Annotated in this window: 15 protein-coding genes and 2 pseudogenes; 4 read left to right on the forward strand and 13 right to left on the reverse strand. The window is 71.6% G+C overall.

The window, feature by feature from the left end; translation table 11 throughout:
- Positions 1-6 precede the first annotated feature (6 nt).
- Positions 7-525 carry an Lrp/AsnC family transcriptional regulator gene (locus ACWD3C_RS04685; RefSeq protein ID WP_451140056.1) on the reverse strand — a complete coding sequence of 173 codons (519 nt, stop codon included), beginning with the start codon at positions 523-525 and terminating at the stop codon, positions 7-9.
- A 60-nt stretch (positions 526-585) separates the two neighbouring features.
- On the opposite strand from ACWD3C_RS04685, the gene ACWD3C_RS04690 reads away from it, so the two are divergent.
- Positions 586-1,815, forward strand: coding sequence for a trans-sulfuration enzyme family protein (locus ACWD3C_RS04690; RefSeq protein ID WP_451140399.1), 1,230 nt, complete (start codon positions 586-588; stop codon positions 1,813-1,815).
- A 96-nt stretch (positions 1,816-1,911) separates the two neighbouring features.
- On the opposite strand, the gene ACWD3C_RS04695 is transcribed toward ACWD3C_RS04690, so the two are convergent.
- The 3 genes from ACWD3C_RS04695 to ACWD3C_RS04705 form a co-directional block, all read right to left on the reverse strand.
- A complete protein-coding gene (locus ACWD3C_RS04695) occupies positions 1,912-3,324 on the reverse strand; it encodes a GNAT family N-acetyltransferase (protein WP_451140058.1) in 1,413 nt (470 codons plus the stop codon).
- 126 nt (positions 3,325-3,450) lie between these two features.
- Complete coding sequence (locus ACWD3C_RS04700; RefSeq protein WP_451140060.1) at positions 3,451-5,040, reverse strand: alkaline phosphatase D family protein; 1,590 nt, start codon at positions 5,038-5,040, stop codon at positions 3,451-3,453.
- A 562-nt stretch (positions 5,041-5,602) separates the two neighbouring features.
- Positions 5,603-6,433, reverse strand: a complete 831-nt coding sequence (locus ACWD3C_RS04705) for an alpha/beta fold hydrolase (protein ID WP_451140062.1) — start codon at positions 6,431-6,433, stop codon at positions 5,603-5,605.
- A gap of 189 nt (positions 6,434-6,622) precedes the next feature.
- Between ACWD3C_RS04705 and sigJ the strand changes: the two genes are divergently transcribed.
- Positions 6,623-7,507 carry an RNA polymerase sigma factor SigJ gene (sigJ, locus tag ACWD3C_RS04710; protein ID WP_451140064.1) on the forward strand — a complete coding sequence of 295 codons (885 nt, stop codon included), beginning with the start codon at positions 6,623-6,625 and terminating at the stop codon, positions 7,505-7,507.
- Positions 7,508-7,735: 228 nt separating this feature from the next.
- On the forward strand, positions 7,736-8,497 hold the full coding sequence (locus ACWD3C_RS04715; RefSeq protein WP_451140066.1) for a GntR family transcriptional regulator: 762 nt from the start codon (positions 7,736-7,738) through the stop codon (positions 8,495-8,497).
- A 134-nt stretch (positions 8,498-8,631) separates the two neighbouring features.
- Here ACWD3C_RS04715 and ACWD3C_RS04720 read toward each other — a convergent pair whose 3' ends face one another.
- Positions 8,632-9,789: an ROK family transcriptional regulator gene (locus ACWD3C_RS04720; protein WP_451140068.1), complete on the reverse strand. Its 1,158-nt coding sequence runs from the start codon at positions 9,787-9,789 to the stop codon at positions 8,632-8,634.
- An 88-nt stretch (positions 9,790-9,877) separates the two neighbouring features.
- A pseudogene (locus ACWD3C_RS04725) lies at positions 9,878-10,258 on the reverse strand (LuxR C-terminal-related transcriptional regulator); the annotation flags it as partial.
- Positions 10,259-10,672: 414 nt separating this feature from the next.
- Here ACWD3C_RS04725 and ACWD3C_RS04730 point away from each other — a divergent pair.
- On the forward strand, positions 10,673-11,116 hold the full coding sequence (locus tag ACWD3C_RS04730; RefSeq protein WP_451140070.1) for a hypothetical protein: 444 nt from the start codon (positions 10,673-10,675) through the stop codon (positions 11,114-11,116).
- Positions 11,117-11,328: 212 nt separating this feature from the next.
- On the opposite strand, the gene mug is transcribed toward ACWD3C_RS04730, so the two are convergent.
- From mug to ACWD3C_RS04765, 7 genes and pseudogenes are all read right to left on the reverse strand, one after another.
- The gene (gene mug, locus ACWD3C_RS04735; RefSeq protein ID WP_451140401.1) at positions 11,329-11,874 is read right to left on the reverse strand and encodes a G/U mismatch-specific DNA glycosylase; all 546 of its coding nucleotides are present in this window, start codon (positions 11,872-11,874) and stop codon (positions 11,329-11,331) included.
- On the reverse strand, positions 11,871-13,313 hold the full coding sequence (gene purB / locus ACWD3C_RS04740; RefSeq protein WP_451140072.1) for an adenylosuccinate lyase: 1,443 nt from the start codon (positions 13,311-13,313) through the stop codon (positions 11,871-11,873). Before purB ends, mug begins: the two co-directional genes overlap by 4 nt.
- A gap of 91 nt (positions 13,314-13,404) precedes the next feature.
- Positions 13,405-13,613: pseudogene (locus tag ACWD3C_RS04745) on the reverse strand (DUF4326 domain-containing protein); the annotation flags it as partial.
- A 172-nt stretch (positions 13,614-13,785) separates the two neighbouring features.
- On the reverse strand, positions 13,786-14,574 hold the full coding sequence (locus ACWD3C_RS04750; RefSeq protein WP_451140074.1) for an SGNH/GDSL hydrolase family protein: 789 nt from the start codon (positions 14,572-14,574) through the stop codon (positions 13,786-13,788).
- Positions 14,575-14,637: 63 nt separating this feature from the next.
- On the reverse strand, positions 14,638-15,654 hold the full coding sequence (locus ACWD3C_RS04755) for a hemolysin family protein (protein WP_451140076.1): 1,017 nt from the start codon (positions 15,652-15,654) through the stop codon (positions 14,638-14,640).
- On the reverse strand, positions 15,651-17,000 hold the full coding sequence (locus ACWD3C_RS04760; RefSeq protein WP_451140078.1) for a hemolysin family protein: 1,350 nt from the start codon (positions 16,998-17,000) through the stop codon (positions 15,651-15,653). The genes ACWD3C_RS04755 and ACWD3C_RS04760 overlap by 4 nt, the downstream gene beginning before the upstream one ends.
- A 181-nt stretch (positions 17,001-17,181) precedes the next feature.
- Positions 17,182-17,601: a GNAT family N-acetyltransferase gene (locus ACWD3C_RS04765; protein ID WP_451140080.1), complete on the reverse strand. Its 420-nt coding sequence runs from the start codon at positions 17,599-17,601 to the stop codon at positions 17,182-17,184.
- Positions 17,602-17,721: the final 120 nt, after the last annotated feature.

Consider the following 17,721-nt stretch of genomic DNA (forward strand, 5'->3'; position numbering starts at 1 on the left):
GGCGGTTCAGGGGGTGTCGCCGTCGGCCGGAGCGCTTGTCCCAGGGCGCGTCGCCGTCGGCGGGAGCAGCGGTCCGCAGCCCCACTGCTGGAAGATCAACCGGGTCTCCACGCGCGCCACCTCGCGCCGCGAGGTGAACTCGTCGATGACCAGCCGCTGCAGATCCGCCATGTCCGCGACGGCGACATGGACGAGATAGTCGTCGGGCCCGGTCAGATGGAACACGGTCCGCGACTCCGGCAGGGCCCTGATCCGCTCCACGAACGGCCCCACCAACTCCCGCCGATGCGGCCTGACCTGCACGGACAGCAGCGCCTCCAGGCCCCTGCCGAGCTTCGCCGGATCGAGTCGCAGCTGATGGCCGAGGATCACGCCCGCCCGCCGCAGCCGTGTGACCCGGTCCAGGCAGGTCGACGGCGCGACCCCGACCTGCGCCGCGAGATCACGGTAGGTCGACCGGGCGTCGTTCTGCAGCAGCCGCAGCAGATGGAGATCAACCGGATCAAGTACGACGGATTCGGCCATGAGCCGAACGTAACACGGCGTACGACCCTACAGTCCCGACCGATGTTCATTCTGCTCTCCATGGACTCCGGCATCACTGACGCGAACGCGTACGACGCCCAGGGCACCCTCGGTGTCCGACCGGCCCGCAGGGCCCTGGCCACCGAAGCCGTGCACGCCGGGCGCGACGACCTCGCTGCCCTCGGGCTGCACGCCCCGCCGATCGACCTGTCCACGACCTACCCGTCGTACGACAGCCGAGGCGAGGCCGCCCGCATCGACGCCTTCGCCACCGACGGCGCGGAGCCCGAGGGCACGCCGGTCTACGGACGGCTCGGCAACCCGACCGTCGCGCGCTTCGAGACCGCCCTCGCCCGCCTCGAAGGCACCGGGAGCGCGGTCGCGTTCGCCAGCGGCATGGCAGCACTGAGCGCCGTCCTCCTGGCCCGCGCCTCGATGGGGCTGCGCCATGTCGTCGCCGTACGACCTCTGTACGGGTGCAGCGACCACCTGCTCACCGCCGGACTGCTTGGCTCCGAGGTGACCTGGGTCGACCCGGCCGGCATCACGGACGCCCTGCGCCCCGACACCGGCCTGGTCCTCGTCGAGTCCCCGGCCAACCCCACACTCGCCGAACTCGACCTGCGCTCCCTCGCCCACGCCTGCGGCTCGGTCCCGCTCCTCGCCGACAACACCTTCGCCACGCCGGTCCTGCAACGCCCGGTGGAACAGGGCGCGCGTCTCGTCCTGCACAGCGCCACCAAGTACCTGGGCGGCCACGGTGACGTCATGGGCGGCGTGGTCGCCTGCGACGAGGAGTTCGCGGGCCGCCTCCGCCAGATCCGCTTCGCCACCGGCGGCGTGCTGCATCCGCTCGCCGGGTATCTGCTGCTGCGTGGCCTGGCCACCCTGCCGGTACGCGTCCGGGCGGCCTCCGCGACGGCCGCCGAACTCGCCCGCCGCCTCGCCGCCGACCCCCGCGTGGCCCGCGTCCACTATCCGCGCCTCGGCGGCGCCATGATCGCTTTCGAGGTCCACGGCGACCCGCACGACGTCATCTCCGGCGTCCGCCTCATCACACCCGCCGTCAGCCTCGGCAGCGTCGACACGCTCATCCAGCACCCGGCGTCCATCAGCCACCGGATCGTGGAGGAGTCGGACCGGCGCGGGGCGGGGGTGAGTGATCGATTGCTGCGGATGTCGGTGGGGTTGGAGGACGTCGAGGATTTGTGGGCGGACTTGGACGGGGCGTTGGGGGCGGAGCGCGGGAGGGGGCTGCTTCAGGAGACAGCGGTGGAGGCGCCCCTCTAGGGGCGCGGGGCGGTGACAGCAGCGGCTCCGCCGCGGGGCGCGACCAGCCACATCGGGCCCGCAGCTCCCCACGGCATTGGGCCCCGAACTCTGTCGTTACCCCCGAGCCTGGTCATACGGCAGCCGAGACGCCACCGGCGTAGCGTCCAGCCGAGCCGTGATGACCAACGTCCCCTCCTCGATCTGATAGTCGAGCGGCAGCTCAAGCCCCCGCATCGCCGCAACCATCCCCGTATTGGACGCCTGAGTCACCGCGTACACACTCTCGCACCCGGCCTCAACCGCCATACCCACCAGCCGCCCGAGCAGCTCGCTGCCGATCCCGCGCCGCTGCCACTCGTCCTCGACGATGAGCGCGATCTCGGTCTCGTCCCCGTCCCAGAGCAGATGCCCGAGTCCGACGACGCGCCCCGAGGCGGTCTCGACGGCGAGGGTCCGGCCGAAGCGGGGGCTGAGGAGATGGTTGAGGTACCGGTCGGCATCACCGACCGGCCCGTGGTACCGCTTGCTGAGCGTGCGCGCGGAGCACCGCGCATGCATGGCCTTCGCCGCCGCGAGGTCACTCGTGTCGGCGCGCCGCACGGTGATGTCGTTGCCCTCCGGCAGCGTCAGCACGTCCTGGCTGCGGGGGATCCGCGGACCCAGCCGCGAGTCCAGCTCCACCAGAGCCCGTGCCCGCGCGAACTCCGTCGGCGTGAACGGCAGGTACGGCCGTTCCACCATGATCACCCCGCCCTCGGGCGCCCGCAGACGCATCACCGTGTCCTCCAAGGCCCCCTCCACCGGGGCGGCTTCCTGTGCCCGGCCGGAGCCGGGGGAGGCGGCGGGCAACGAGCGGATGGTGCAGCGGCCGAGCAACTGGCGCAGGGCGAGCGGGAGTTCGGCGGCGTCCAGCGCCGTACGTGTGGCCAGGCCCAGGACGCGGGTCGGGGCGTCCACCAGGTCGTGGGCGTCGGCCCGTTCGATCCAGGTCCCGGACCCGCCCGCCTGCGACACCGCGCGGTTGATCTCGGACGCGGCCAACTCCTCGGGGGAGCGCAGCAGGAACTCGTCCACGGTGCCCTCGGCCAGCGGATGCGTCTGCAGGCTCAGGACGTCGACCCGCAGCCCCGCCAGCGCCGTGCACAGCGCGGCGAGTGAGCCGGGCCGATCCATCACCGTCGTACGCATCCGCCACAGCACGCCCGCTCCGGTCGCGCCCGCTCCGGTCGCGCCCGCTCCGGTCGCGCCCGCCCCGGCCTGCTGCTCGTCGGCGAGCGGCCGGGCATCGGTATCGTCCGTCGGCGGTGCGTGACCGTGGCGGCGTGCCCACCATGTGTGGAACCCGGCCGTGGCGACCAGGACGGCAGCGGAGATCACCAGCAGGGCCGGGCCGTCGGGTCCGTGCCCGATCATGTTCGCCACGGCGTCGGCCACGGCCACCGCCGTGAACAGCGCGGCGAGTTCGACCACGTCCCGCCGCCAGTGGTGTACTGGGCGGCCGTGCTTCGCCCGTGTCACATCAGACATACCTCGACTCATGCAACCACTGTGAAGGAAGGGTGTTGCGTGATCACGAACGCACTGTGACTGATCGGTAAAGTATCACTTCATCCCTTTTATGGCTTCCTCTGTGCATCACTGTCCGAATATGGACTACTGCCCGACCCGTCCTGGCTGGAGCACCCGCGTGAACAGCACCGTCCCGTCCTGCTCGCGCAGTCGAACCGTCAGCTCACCGCTGTCGCCGTCGATGTCGACCTCGCCGAAGAACTGGTAGCCGCCCGCGGGCGATACGTTCGCGGTGGTCGGCGCCTTCACGAAGACCCGCTCGGGACCGAAGGTGTCGTCCAGCGCGTTGGCCGGGAACGCGCCGGCGTTGAGCGGACCGGACACGAACTCCCAGAACGGCTCGAAGTCGGTGAACGCGGCCCGCGACGGCTGGTAGTGCTGCGCCGAGGTGTAGTGCACGTCCGCGGTCAGCCACACGGTGCCGGTGATCTTCCGGTGCTTGATGAACCGCAGCAGCTCGGCGATCTGCAGCTCCCGCCCGAGCGGCGCGCCCGGGTCACCCTGTGCCACGGCCTCGATGTTCTGCTCGCCGTCGGTGGTGTCCGGCACGACCAGGCCGAGCGGCATGTCGGAGGCCAGCACCTTCCATACTGCGCGCGACCGGCACAGCTCCCGCTTGAGCCACTCCAGCTGCTCGGCGCCGAGGATGCCCTGACGGTCGGTGGTCTGGGTGCCGGGGGAGTTGGCGTTGCGGTACGTCCGCATGTCGAGCACGAACACGTCGAGCAGCGGGCCGTGGCGCAGCACCCGGTGCACTCGGCCCTGCCGGGCGCCCGGCCGCAGGGTGGAGATCGGGAAGTACTCGCTGAACGCCCGCCGCGCCCGTGCCGCCAGCACGTCGACGCTCTGCTCGGTGTACCGGGTGTCGGTGAGGACCTCACCCGGATACCAGTTGTTGGTGACCTCGTGGTCGTCCCACTGGACGACCGACGGCACCTGGGCGTTGAACCGCCTCAGGTTCTCGTCCAGCAGGTTGTAGCGGAAGTTCCCGCGGAACTCGGCCAGCGTCTCGGCGACCTTCGCCTTCTCCTCGGTGGTGACGTTCCGCCAGGTGCTGCCGTCGGGGAGCGTCGCCGTCGCCGCGATCGGCCCGTCGGCGTACACGGTGTCGCCGCTGAACAGGAAGAAGTCCGGGTCCAGCGCCCCCATCGCGTCGAAGATGCGGTAGCCGCCGAAGTCCGGGTTGATGCCCCAGCCCTGCCCGGCCAGGTCGCCGGACCACACGAAGCGCACGCCGTCCCGCCGCCTGACCGATGTCGTACGGAACGTGCCGGGCACCGGCTCGCCCGTGCGGCGCGGGTCGTCCGGGTCGGCGAGCAGTACACGGTAGTGGATCTGTTCACCCGGCGGCAGCCCGCGCAGCCGTGTCGTCCCGGTGAAGTCGGTCTCGGCGCCGAGCAGCGGCCCGTGCCATCTGCGGGGGTTGCGGAAGGACTCGGTCGCCGACGTCTCCACGATCATCCGCGCCGGGCGGTCCGAACGCACCCACACCAGGCCGGAGCTGGCCGTCACATCCCCCGTCTGTACACCCCACCCGGCCTTCGGCCGCCCCGACAGCGCGAACGCGGGCGCGGCACCGAGCGAGGCGGGCAGGGCCAGGGCCGCCGAGGCGGCGAGAGAACCGCGCAGCACGCTGCGACGGCCGGGCAGACGACTCGGCGGACGGTGTGACATGGGTGCGCCTCCAGGAACGGATCCGGCCAGTGTGCACAGCCACAATTACTGGTGCGCCGCAGCGCACACGGAAACCACAAGTGAACAACTGACGGCGTGCACTTGGGGGCCGAGGTCCATGACGGTCTCCCTGCTCGGCCCGGCCGAGTCGCATACCGGGGCGAGGGGCTGGCAGGCGGACCCGGTTCTCCGCGGGCGCGCCGGTGGATGAGGCCGGCGGCGGCGTGGTAGGGCGTCTCCGACAGACGTTTCCGCCGGAGGTCCGGTACGGCTCGACGTCGTCGGCTTCGCGGTGTTCGCCGTCCCGCGCTCGGGGCGCTCGGACCGCGGGTGTGGGAGGGCCACCGCCTCCGGCATCGATGCCGTCGGGCCGACGGTGACCGGGGCCGCGGCGGGCGGCACGGCGCGGCTGCGCGTGCCGGAACGCGACCGAGGCGGTCCCGTCGCTGGGGCAGGCGGTGGTCGTCGCCTGCGCCCCGCCACGCGTACGGAGTGCCACGAGCCCGTGGGCGGCGCCCCGACCGGCGCCGGAGTCGCCCCGGGGCCGGGCACGTCGACCTGGTCAGCGGCTCCCGTCGAGGATCACCCGCGCGACCAGCGCCGGGTCGTCGTTCATCGGTACGTGCCCGCAACCGGGCAGTCGCACCAGCCGGGCCCGGGGTATGACGTGCTTGGCGCGGACGCCCTGCCGGCGCACCAGGAGCCGGTCCCTGGCGCCCCAGGCCACGGTGACCGGCACCCCGGACACGTCGTCGACGAACTGGACCGAGCCGCCGGCCCGGAGGGTCTCCTCGAACCCCGTGGCGTTCGCGAGGGCGAGCGTCTCGGCGGCCACGGCCTCGGGTGAACGGCGTCCCGGCCGGGCGTAGATGGTGCTCGTCAACGCCGTACGCCCCGCCGTCGTACGGGACATCCGCTCGACCAGCGGAACCGGCATGCGCCGCGCGAGGTACCGCATCGTCAGCAGCACCCCGAAGGCGTACCGCCGCTCGGCCTCGGACCAGAAGCCCGCGGGCGAGAGCGCGGTGACGGACCGTACGAGCTTCTCGCGGCCCAGCTCCAGGGCGAGCAGCCCGCCCAGGGAGTTGCCCGCGACATGCGGCCGCTCGATCTCCAGGGCCTCGCACAGCGCGCCGAGCGCGGTGTTCATGGTCGGCAGATCGTGCCGGAGGCCTTCGGGCAGGGCCGGGGACTCGCCGAATCCGGGGAGGTCCAGGGCGATGACGTCGCGCTCGGTCGCCAGGATGTCCACCACCGGGTCCCAGGCCTGCCGGTGGTGGCCGATGCCGTGCAGCAGGAGCAGCGGTTCGCCGGTGCCCACGCGCGCGTAGGCGACGGTCACGGTCTGCGGGCCGTGCGCGGAGGGGACCTTGAAGGAGACCGTGTCGGACATGTGCAGCTCCTCGTCGGGGACTGGCTGACGTACGCGTTTCGTAGACAGCTTGTCAGCAATGGCTACCCGTGGGTAGCCCCCGTTCTCCACCGGCCGCGGGCGACGCCAACGCGCCCCGCGCATCCCGACGTTGGGCCGGGCCGTCGATTTCGCCTGGACACGGCCGAACCCGTCGGCTGGGATGGAACCGTGACGACCGACACCGCGACCGACGTCTTCGAAGAACACCGGCCCGTCCTGATGGGCGTCGCCTACCGCATGCTCGGACGCGTCGCCGACGCGGAGGACGTCGTCCAGGAGGCCTGGCTGCGCTGGTCCCGCGCCGACCGCTCCGACGTCCGCGAACCGCGCGCCTACCTGGTCCGCGTCACCACCCGGCTCGCCGTCGACCGGCTCCGGCACATCCAGTCGCGCGACGAGGCGTACGTCGGCCCGTGGCTGCCCGAGCCGTACGCCACCGACTTCGGGTACACCATCCCGGACACCGCCGACCGGGGCGTGCTCGCCGACTCCGTCTCCCTCGCCGTCCTCGTCGTCCTGGAGACCCTCTCGCCCCTGGAACGCGCGGTGTTCGTCCTGCGTGAGGCCTTCGGGTACCCGTACGCCGAGATCGCCGCCGTCCTCGACCGCACGGAGCCCGCGGTGCGCCGGCTCGCCGGGCGCGCCCGCAAGCACGTCGGGGAACGGCGGCCGCGCTACGAGGTCGATCCGGCCGAACGCCGCGATCTGACCGAACGGTTCATCGCCGCCTCGGCCGAGGGCGACCTGGAGGGGCTCATGGCGCTGCTGGCGCCCGATGTCCGCCTGGTCGGCGACAGCGGCGGCCTCTCCCAGGCGCCGGTGCGCGTCATCGAGTCCGCCGACAAGGTGGGGCGCTTCCTGCACGGCGCCGCCCGGAAGGGTGTCCCGGACGCGTCGTTCCGCATCATGGAGATCAACGGTGGTGCCGCCCTGGTCGTCCTGTCCGGCGACAAGGTCGACAGCGTGTTCCAGCTCGACGTGGCGGACGGCCGTATCCAGTGCGTCTACATCCTGCGCAACCCGGAGAAGCTGCTCGCGCTGCCCGTCGACTGAGCCCGGCCAGGGCGACGGTCACGACGAGGAGAACCCCTTCCCCAAGACGGCCAGAAGTCGCCGTACGACCGCGAAGCCCCCGTCGTTGTGCACGGGGGCTTCGTCGTCATGAGGATTGGTCTTGACCAAGGGTGAGGCCCGCCTTATGGTCGCAGAGAAAGTGCAACAACCTTTAATAAACAAGGCGCTAAAACGCCGCCGGGCCACGGCGAAAAGCGGAGGATCAGGGTGGGGACCACGCAGCTCGAACCGGTGCCGGAGCCGAAGTACTGGCACCTCAAGACCGTGCTCACTGAAGCATTGGACTCCGAGTTCTCGGTGGGCGAGATCCTGCCCAACGAGCGCGATCTGGCGGCCCGCTTCGGCGTCGCCCGCGCGACGCTCCGGCAGGCTCTGGAGCAGCTCGAACTGGAGGGCAGGCTGCAGCGACGCCGTGGCGTCGGCACGACCGTCGCCCCGCCGCGCATGGGCGTGGCCGTCGGAACCGAGCAGCACGTGTGGCCGGGCGCGGCCGGCGACGCCTGGCAGCCCGCCGACTGCACGGCGGCGGTTCCGCCCACCGCGGTGGCCGGCCTCCTGGAGACGGCCGGGGGCGAGCAGGTGCACAAGGTGCGCCGTTCCCGGGTCTCCCACGGCCAGCCCGTCGCCGCCGAACTGCTCTACGTCCCGGCCGCGTCCGTGCCGGCCCTGTCCGCGATAGACACGCCGTCGGGCACGGCACGCGCGCGTGCCGTGCTGCGCGAACTCCAGCGTCTGGAGCTGGACGGGCAGGACCGCGCCGTGGAACTGGGCTCCGCCAGCGCCGAGGACGCCAAGGAACTCGACCGGCTGCCCGGCGCGCCCGTCCTCGTCGTCACGACCCGCTTCTTCGCCGAGGGCCGCACCGCGGCGGTCTCCGTGGCCACCTACCGCGCCGACACGTGCCGGCTGACCTTCGGCGACTCCGGGGGCGTCGAGATCCACCACGGCCCGGAGCAGCGGGCCTCCTGAACCGGGCGAGTCGTACGACCTGAACCGTACGAGTCGCCGGCGAAGCCGCACCCGTCGCCCCCCGGGGTTCCGGGGCGCGACGTACTTCTCAGACGTGATTTTCAGACGGCTCGCGGTGTGAGTGTCTGTGCGTGTCAACGCCGCGCCGTCACCGTGCTCTCCACCGCGAACAGCTCCTCCTCCACATGGTCGAGCGCCAGCCGCAGTGCCCCCGTCGCCACGGCCGCCTCGCCCAGGCGGGAGAGCGTAACCCTGGGCGGCCGCAGGCAGTAGCGGGCCAACTTGTCCCGCAGCGGATCGAGTACGTCGTCGAGGCCGGTCGCCCAGCCGCCGATCACGACGAGTTCGGGGTCGAGGGCCAGCACGAGGGCGGCCACGTCGTGGACGAGGCGCTGGATGAAGCGGTCGACGGCCGCGCGGGCCCGCTCGTCGCCCTCGCGCGCGTGCCGGAAGACCTCGGCGACCGCCTGCTCGTCCAGCGGGTGCAGGGGCTCGTCCGTGGTCGACAGCAGCTTCTCCGGGGTGACCTCGCGGCCCAGCAGGTGCAGCGCGCCGATCTCCCCGGCCGCGCCCCCGTACCCGCGGTGCAGCCGCCCGCCGATCAGGGAACCGGCGCCGGGGCTCAGCCCGGCCAGCACGAACACCACGTCGTCCGACTCGGTCGCGGTGCCCTTCCAGTGCTCGGCGACCGCAGCCGCGTTGGCGTCGTTCTCGACCAGGACCGGGCACTTGAAGGAGCGGCTCAGCCGATCGCCCAGCCTCAGTCCCGTCCAGCCGGGGAGCGCCGTGCACAGGCGTACGGTGCCGTCGGCCTCGACGATGCCCGGGGTGCCCACGCCGACCGCGCGGAGGGAGCCGCGGGCCACGCCCGCGCGGCGCAGCAGCTCGGCGACCGCCGTGCGCAGCCGCTCCAGCCGCTCGTCCGCCGCCGCTGTCTCGCCGACATCCTTGGACAACGTGCCCAGCACCCGGCCGTCCAGATCCGCGAGCAGCGCGGTCACCCGGTGCGGGCCGACGTCCAGGCCCAGCAGATGACCGGCCTCCGCCCGGAACCGGAACCGCCGCGCCGGCCGCCCCTGCCGTCGTACGACACCGATGTCGGCCGCCTTCTCCACCACGAGCCCGGCCTCGATCAGCCCCTCGACCACGCCCTCGACGGTGGGCCGGGACAGCCCCGTCACCCGGGTGATCTCGGTGAGCGTGGCGCCGTCAGTGGCGCGCAGCGCGTGCAGCACCACCGCGGAGTTGATCCTGCGAAGCAGAGAGGGATCCCCGCCGGTCAGCCGCCCCAACGTCCGTCCTCCCAGCTCGTGCGCGTGTTGGCCGGATCGTACTCGTCACGGCGGACCCCGGCGACCACGCGCTACTAACGGGTTGGCATCAGCCCGGAGCCACGAACCCCGACTCGTACGCGGCGATCACCGCCTGCGTACGATCCCGCGCGCCCGACTTCGCCAGTACGGCGCTGACATGCGGCTTCACCGTCTCCGTTCCCACGACCGACCGGGCGGCGATCTCCGCGTTCGACAGCCCCCGGGCCATCAGCCGCAGCACCTCCGCCTCGCGCCCGGTCAGCGCGGCCCGCTCCACGGCCGCCCGCGCCGCCGCGTTCCCGCCGCCGTCCCCGTACTCGGCCGCCAGCCGCCGCACCGAGGCCGGGAACAGCAGCGACTCGCCCTCGGCGACCAGCCGCACGGCGTGCACGATCTCGGCGGGCCGCGCATGCTTCAGCAGAATCCCGTCGGCTCGCGCACGCAGCGCTCTCGACTCCGTAGTCGCTGACAGCGAGGACTTCGACCCGCTGTTCTCGGCGTTCTTCGGCGTCAGCTTCGGGCAGATCGCGGCGGTCGCCTCGGTACGACAGCCATGCCGTCCGAGGTCCACGGCGGCGCCCTGAGGGTCTCGCTGGCCGCCGTGCCCCAACGGGGGTGGTGGTTCGCGGCCAAGGCGGTGGCCTTCGGCGTACGTGTTCTGGCCGTCGGGCTACTCCCTGCCCGACAAGGCTTGACAGGTCGTTCTCCACCAGACGTCCGACGCCGCCCTCGGGCCCTGGAGCGGGCTGGCGGTCACCGTGGTGTGGACGGCTGCCGCGCTGCTCGCGGGGGCGTGGGGCGTGTGGCGACGGGACGCCTGACGGGCCGCCAACTGTCAGTGGGGCCGGGTTTACTGGGTCTCATGGACATCGCGCGGTACCTCGCCACCATCGACCTGCTGTGCGCCCGTGCCTTCCCCTCGGCGCACGGCAGGACGGACATCGGCGCGTCGGGACCCGGGTACTTCATAGCGGAGTTGGAGACCAGCCACGGCCTGCTGACGGGCGACGGCTCCCAGCGGGAGGAGACGGCGCGGGACTTCCACGCGTACCGGGAGGGGCTCGCCCAGCGGCTCAACGACCGCTGGGCCGAGCAGCCGCTCTGGGGTCAGTTGACCCTCAGAGTCCGAATGGGACGCGGGGAGAAGATACCCGAGCCCTGGGCCACGCTGAGCCTGCGTACGGACGCGCTGCATGTCTGGCAGGTGGACGGGACTGGGCGCTGGGTCGCCGTCGGTGTCGCCGACCGGGACGAGGCGGATGAGATACGGCTCCTCGCGGCGGTGGCGGAGACGGGTCCGCCGTGACGGCGTGGGGACTTGCTCGCCCCCGCCGCCCCTACCCGTCCCATCCCCAGGGGCTGCCGCCCCTTCAACCCCGCTTGGTGCCGCGCCCCAAACCCGGCTCGGGGTTGGGGGTGGGTGGTGTGGGTTGTGGGATGTCTGCGGGTTGTGTGTGGCTGGTCGCGCAGTTCCCCGCGCCCCTTACGGGGCGCAGCCGCCAGGGCCCTGGTGACCGCCTACTCTCCGGCAGTCACCCGCAACCGCCCGAACTCATCCGCCATCGTCGCCGCCGTCCAATGCGCGTTCAGCCCACTGGGATTGGGCAACACCCACACACGCGCGTCCTCGATCGTCCGAGCCTGGGGCCCCACCTGGGCCTTGCGGTCGTCGAAAGCCGCCCGGTAGGCGGTGACCCCGACCACGGCCAGCCACCGCGGACGCAGACGCGCGACCTTCAGGCTCAGCAACCGGCCACCCTCGCGGTACTCCTCCGGGGTCAGTTCGTCGGCACGCGCCGTCGCCCGGGCCACCACGTTGGTGATGCCGAGCCCGTAGGAGAGCAACTCCTCCTGCTCCGACGGCTTCATCAGCCGAGGTGTGAACCCGGACAGGTGGAGTACGGGCCAGAAGCGGTTGCCGGGGCGGGCGAAGTGGTGGCCGGTCGCGGCGGTCATCAGGCCCGGGTTGATGCCGCAGAACAGAACGCGGAGGCCGTCCGCGACGACATCCGGCACGAGCCGGTCGCGGGCGGCCTCCAACTCGGCGGGGGTGAACCGCGTCAGAGGATCGCCCCCGGCGCGTAGCCCGCCGCCTCCGGGTGCTGCTTGACGATCTCCTCGACGCGGCCGACGACGATGGCGACCTGGTCACCCGCCGCGCCCGTGAAGGACAGCTTGTCGGCCATCAGCTCGTCGAGCTGGGCGCGGTCCAGCGGGATGCGCTCGTCCGCGGCGAGCTTGCCGAGAAGCTCGTTGCGCTCGGCGCCCTGCTCGCGCATGGCCAGCGCGGAGGCGACGGCGTTCTCCTTGATGGCCTCGTGCGCGACCTCACGGCCGACACCGGCCCGCACCGCGCCCATCAGGACCTTGGTCGTGGCGAGGAACGGCAGGTAGCGGTCCAGCTCGCGCGCGACGACCGCCGGGAATGCCCCGAACTCGTCGAGCACGGTCAGGAACGTCTCCAGCAGCCCGTCCAGCGCGAAGAACGCGTCGGGCAGTGCGACCCGGCGCACCACCGAGCAGGACACGTCGCCCTCGTTCCACTGGTCGCCCGCGAGTTCACCGGTCATCGAGGCGTAGCCGCGCAGGATCACCATCAGGCCGTTGACGCGCTCGCAGGAGCGCGTGTTCATCTTGTGCGGCATGGCGGACGAGCCGACCTGGCCCGGCTTGAAGCCCTCGGTCACCAGCTCGTGCCCGGCCATCAGCCGGATCGTCTTCGCCAGCGACGACGGGGCGGCGGCCAGCTGCACCAGCGCGGTCACGACCTCGTAGTCCAGCGACCGCGGATAGACCTGGCCGACCGACGTGAACGCCTGCGAGAAGCCCAGGTGCCGGGCGATCCGCTGCTCCAGCTCCGCGAGCTTCGCGGCATCCCCGCCCAGCAGGTCGAGCATGTCCTGCGCCGTGCCCACCGGGCCCTTGATGCCGCGCAGCGGGTAGCGGCCGAGCAGCTCCTCGACCCGCCCGTACGCCACGAGCAGCTCGTCGGCGGCGGTCGCGAAGCGCTTGCCCAGGGTGGTGGCCTGCGCGGCCACGTTGTGCGAACGGCCGGCCATGACCAGCTCGCCGTACTCACCGGCCAGCTTGCCGAGCCGAGCCAGCACGGCCACCGTACGGTCGCGCATCAGCTCCAGCGAGAGCCGGACCTGCAACTGCTCCACGTTCTCGGTCAGGTCGCGGGAGGTCATGCCCTTGTGCACGTGCTCATGCCCGGCGAGGTCGTTGAACTCCTCGATCCGCGCCTTCACGTCGTGCCGCGTGACCTTCTCGCGCTCGGCGATCGAGGCCAGGTCCACGGTGCCGAGGACGCGCTCGTAATCGGCGATCGCCGCGTCCGGCACCTCGATCCCCAGGTCCTTCTGGGCCCGCAGCACGGCCAGCCAGAGCTGCCGCTCCAGTCTCACCTTCTGCTCGGGCGACCAGAGCGTGGCGAGCTCGGCGGAGGCGTAGCGTCCGGCGAGGACGTTCGGGATACGGGGCTTGGCTGGCGCAGAAGTCACGTGTCGGGATTCTACCGGCGATTCGTGCAGGTGAACGCGGCGGGCCTCTTCGGAGGAACGTACGAGAGCCCGGTCACAGTCGACGGCGCCCTCAATCCTTGTCGGCCAGCTCCGCCAGGATGTCCCCGTGGCACAGTTCCGGCGCGCACCAGCAGGACAAGGTCTTGCCGCGCAGCTCCGGGACCAGGGCCGGCACGTCGGGGCGGGTCATCAGGTAGTCGCGGCACTTGGCCATCACCTCGGCCCGCGTCCCGTCGCGCTTCTTGTCGGGGTGTCGTCGTACTGGAACGGGTTTTGAAGTTCTCTCCCGGATGAATCCTGGAGACTCTCCCCTGGATCGCTCCGGGAAGTTTGACAGGTCATGCCTGTCCGACGACGACCCTTCCGGCCGCCGGAGCAAGTACGGGACTCGCTCAGGTTGTTGGGGGACTTGGTTGTCGCCCCCAACGATGTACTGAGCGTGCCAGATGCATTACGGAGTGATGTGTCGTCCCTCGTACGGCAGCAACTCGGGCCGCTTGGCGGGCAAGCCGTCCCCGGAGGAGCGGCCGGTGAGGCGGCGGCCGATCCATGGAATCAGGTACTGGCGGGCGAAGCGCACATGCTCCACCTGGCGCGCTGCCCACGCGGGCGGCGCCGTCGCGGGCAGCGGCGTGCGCCACTCGGTGTCCTCGGCCGGGTAGCCGAGCGTCTGCCAGACCGCCTCCGCGACCCGGCGGTGCCCCTCAGGGGTGAGGTGCAGTCGGTCCACGTCCCACATGCGCGGGTCGGCCAGCGAAGGAGCACCGTACAGGTCGACGACGGTCGCATCGTGCCGTGCCGCCAGCTCCTCGACACAGACGAACAGCTCCTCCATGCGGGGCCGGAACCGCTTCAGGGCAGGGCCCTGACGTCCGGGACTGCGCATCAGGACCAGCTGCTTGCACGACGGGGCGAGGCGTTCCACGGCCTCCTCCAGGAGCCCGCGTACGTGCCCCATGTCGCACTTGGGCCGCAGGGCGTCATTCAGGCCGCCGACCAGGGTGATCACGTCCGCGCGCATGGCGGCGGCGACGTCGACCTGCTCGTCGACGATCTGCCCGATGAGCTTGCCGCGCACCGCGAGGTTGGCGTACCGGAAGCCGGGCGTCCGCGTGGCCATCCGGCCCGCGAGGAGATCCGCCCAGCCCCGGTAGGAACCGTCCGGCAGCAGATCCGACATGCCCTCGGTGAAGGAGTCGCCGACCGCGACAAGGCTGGTGTAGGTGGGGTTCGTCTCCATGGCGACAGAGATGCTAACCCGTGCACATACCCGGCGGTCGGTCGCCTCCTCGCTTCGGAGCCGCTAAGCGGTCGGCAGTTCGAACAGCTCCCGCAGGACGTCCTCCATGGTCACCAGCCCCGCGAGCCGCCCGTCCGCGCCGAGTACCGCCGCCAGATGCGTACGACTGCGCCGCATCGCGGTGAGTACGTCGTCCAGCGGCGTGCTCTCCCGGATGCGGGCGATCGGCCGCATGTCCCGTACCGGGAACGGAACGTCGCGCGGCGCCGCGTCCAGGGCGTCCTTCACGTGCAGATAGCCCACGATCCGGCGCCCCTCGTCCACGACGGGGAAGCGGGAGAACCCGGACTCGGCCGACAAGTGTTCCAGTTCCTCCGGAGTGACCCCCACGCGCGCGTAGAGGATGCGTTCCAGCGGGAGCACGACGTCGCGCACGGGGCGGCGGCCCAGCTCCAGGGCGTCGTGCAGTCGCTCCTGGGCACGGTCGTCGATGAGGCCGGCCTCGCTGGAGTCCTGGACCAGGCGGGCGAGTTCGGTGTCCGAGAACGTCGCGGTGACCTCGTTCTTCGTCGCGATCCGCATCAGCTTGAGCAGCCCGTTCGCGAAGGCGTTGATCGCGAAGATGACCGGACGCAGTCCCCGGGACAGCGCCACCAGCGGCGGGCCGAGCAGCAGCGCGCTGCGTACCGGCTCGGCGAGCGCGATGTTCTTCGGCACCATCTCGCCGAGCAGCATGTGCAGATAGGTTGCCAGGGCCAGCGCGATCACGAACGACACCGCGTGGCCCGCGCCCGTCGGCATGCCGATCGCGTGGAACACCGGCTCCAGCAGATGCTCGATCGCGGGTTCGGCGACCACGCCGAGGACCAGGGTGCACAGCGTGATGCCGAGCTGCGCGGCCGCCATCAGCGCCGACACATGCTCCAGACCCCACAGCACGCTCTTCGCCCGCCGGTCCCCCTCGTCGGCGTGCGGCTCGATCTGGCTGCGGCGTACGGAGATCAGAGCGAACTCGGCGCCCACGAAGAAGGCGTTGAGGACCAGTGTCGCGAAACCGATCAGCAGTTGGACGGTGGTCATCGCTCCTCCTCCCTCTTCTCCTTCTCGGTCGCTCCGTCCCCGGCGCGCGGCGCGTGCATCAGCACGCGCGCGGCCCGGCGCCCGGAGGCGTCCATCACGTCGAGCCGCCAGCCGACGACCTCGACGGTGTCACCGACGGCCGGAATCCGGCCCAACTCGGCGGCCACGAGCCCCGCGAGCGTCTCGTACGGCCCGTCCGGCACCCTGAGACCCACGCGTGCGAGCTGGTCGGCGCGGGCCGAGCCGTCGGCCGAGTACAGCGCGCGGTCGTCCTCGTCCGTGCCGAGGGGGGCCAGGTCGGGGGTCTCCAGCGGGTCGTGCTCGTCGCGCACCTCGCCGACGACCTCCTCGACGATGTCCTCCAGCGTGACGACGCCCGCGGTGCCGCCGTACTCGTCGATGACGACGGCCATCGTGCGCTTGCCCGAGAGCCGGTCCAGGACCCGGTCGACGGTCAGTGACTCGGGGACGAGCAGTGGTTCGCGCAGCAGCTCGGCGACGGCGGTGCGGGGGCGGCGCTCGGCGGGCACGGTGAGGATGTCCTTGATGTGTGCGGTGCCGATCACCGAGTCCAGGCTGCCGCGGTAGACGGGGAAGCGGGACAGGCCGGTCGCCCGGGTCGCGTTCGCCACGTCCTCGCAGGTCGCCCGGGAGTCGAGGGCGATGACCTGGACGCGCGGGGTCATCACGTTCTCCGCGGTCAGGTCGGCCAGGTTCAGCGTGCGCACGAACAGCTCCGCGGTGTCGGCCTCCAGGGCGCCCGTCTTGGCGGAGTGGCGGGCCAGGGCGGCCAGTTCCTGGGGCCCGCGCGCGGAGGCCAGCTCCTCGGCGGGCTCGACGCCGAAGCGCCGTACGAGACGGTTGGCCGTGTTGTTGAGGTGGGCGATGAAGGGACGGAAGGCGGCGCTGAACCAGCGCTGTGGATTCGCCACCTTCTTCGCCACGGCGAGCGGCATGGAGATCGCCCAGTTCTTGGGCACCAGCTCGCCGACGACCATCAGGAAGACCGTGGATAGACCCGTGCCGATGACCAGCGCGATCGAACCCGACGCGGAGGGCGGCACACCCACCGACTCCAGCGGGCCCGAGATCAGGCTGCCGATGGCCGGCTCGGCGAGCATGCCGACGACCAGGTTGGTGACGGTGATGCCGAGCTGTGCGCCGGAGAGCTGGAACGTCAGATTCCGTACGGCCTTGAGGGCGCCCGCGGCACCCCGCTCGCCGCGTTCCACGGCCCGTTCCAGCTCGCTGCGCTCGACGGTGGTCAGCGAGAACTCGGCCGCGACGAAGGCACCGCAGGCCAGCGAGAGCAGCACCGCCACCAGAAGGAGGAGCACCTCGGTCATCGGTTCACCTCCGTCCCATGGTCGGCCAGGGGCGGATGGACCGCGCGATGTCTGAGGCCGTCGGGACGGCGGGACCGGCTACTGGGAGGCTCGCCCATGGGCGGACGCTCACACCTTTCAAAGAGGGGGATGGTCCATCCATGTTAAAGGGTCGGCAAAGTAGCCTGGGTCCTGCCGGTGCTTACAGCGGCTTGACCCAGCGCCGCCAATGGTCCTCGCGGTGGTAACCGGCCGCGGCCCACGCGTGCTGTGCCCGTTCGTTGACTTCCAGGACCATGGCGTCGACCCGTCGCCCGCCCAGGGCGATGAATCGTTGTTCCACCGCTTCCAGCAGGGCGGTGGCGATGCCTTGCCGGCGATGGCCGGGGTGTACGGCCAGCCGGTAGGCGGAGCATCGCCATCCGTCGAAGCCGGCTATCACGGTCCCCAGAAGGAGGCCGTCGCGCTCGGCGAGGAGCAGGGCTTCGGGGTCTCTGGTGATCAGGCGGGCCACTCCGTCGTGGTCGTCGCTGATGCTCGTTCCTTCCGCGGCGTCGCGCCAGAACCGCAGCACGGTGTCGATGTCCGAAAGGGTGGCGCAGCGGATGTGGAGATCACTCATGGGGCGAGCCAATCAGAGCGCCGGCCTGCCTGACGAACGGTTTCCGCGCCGAGGAATCGAACTGGGAGCCGGTCGGCCGCTCCAGGGCCACCGGCGTCCGCGCGGTGCCCGGACCCGGCC

It is taken from the genome of Streptomyces sp. NPDC002845 (assembly GCF_053591955.1).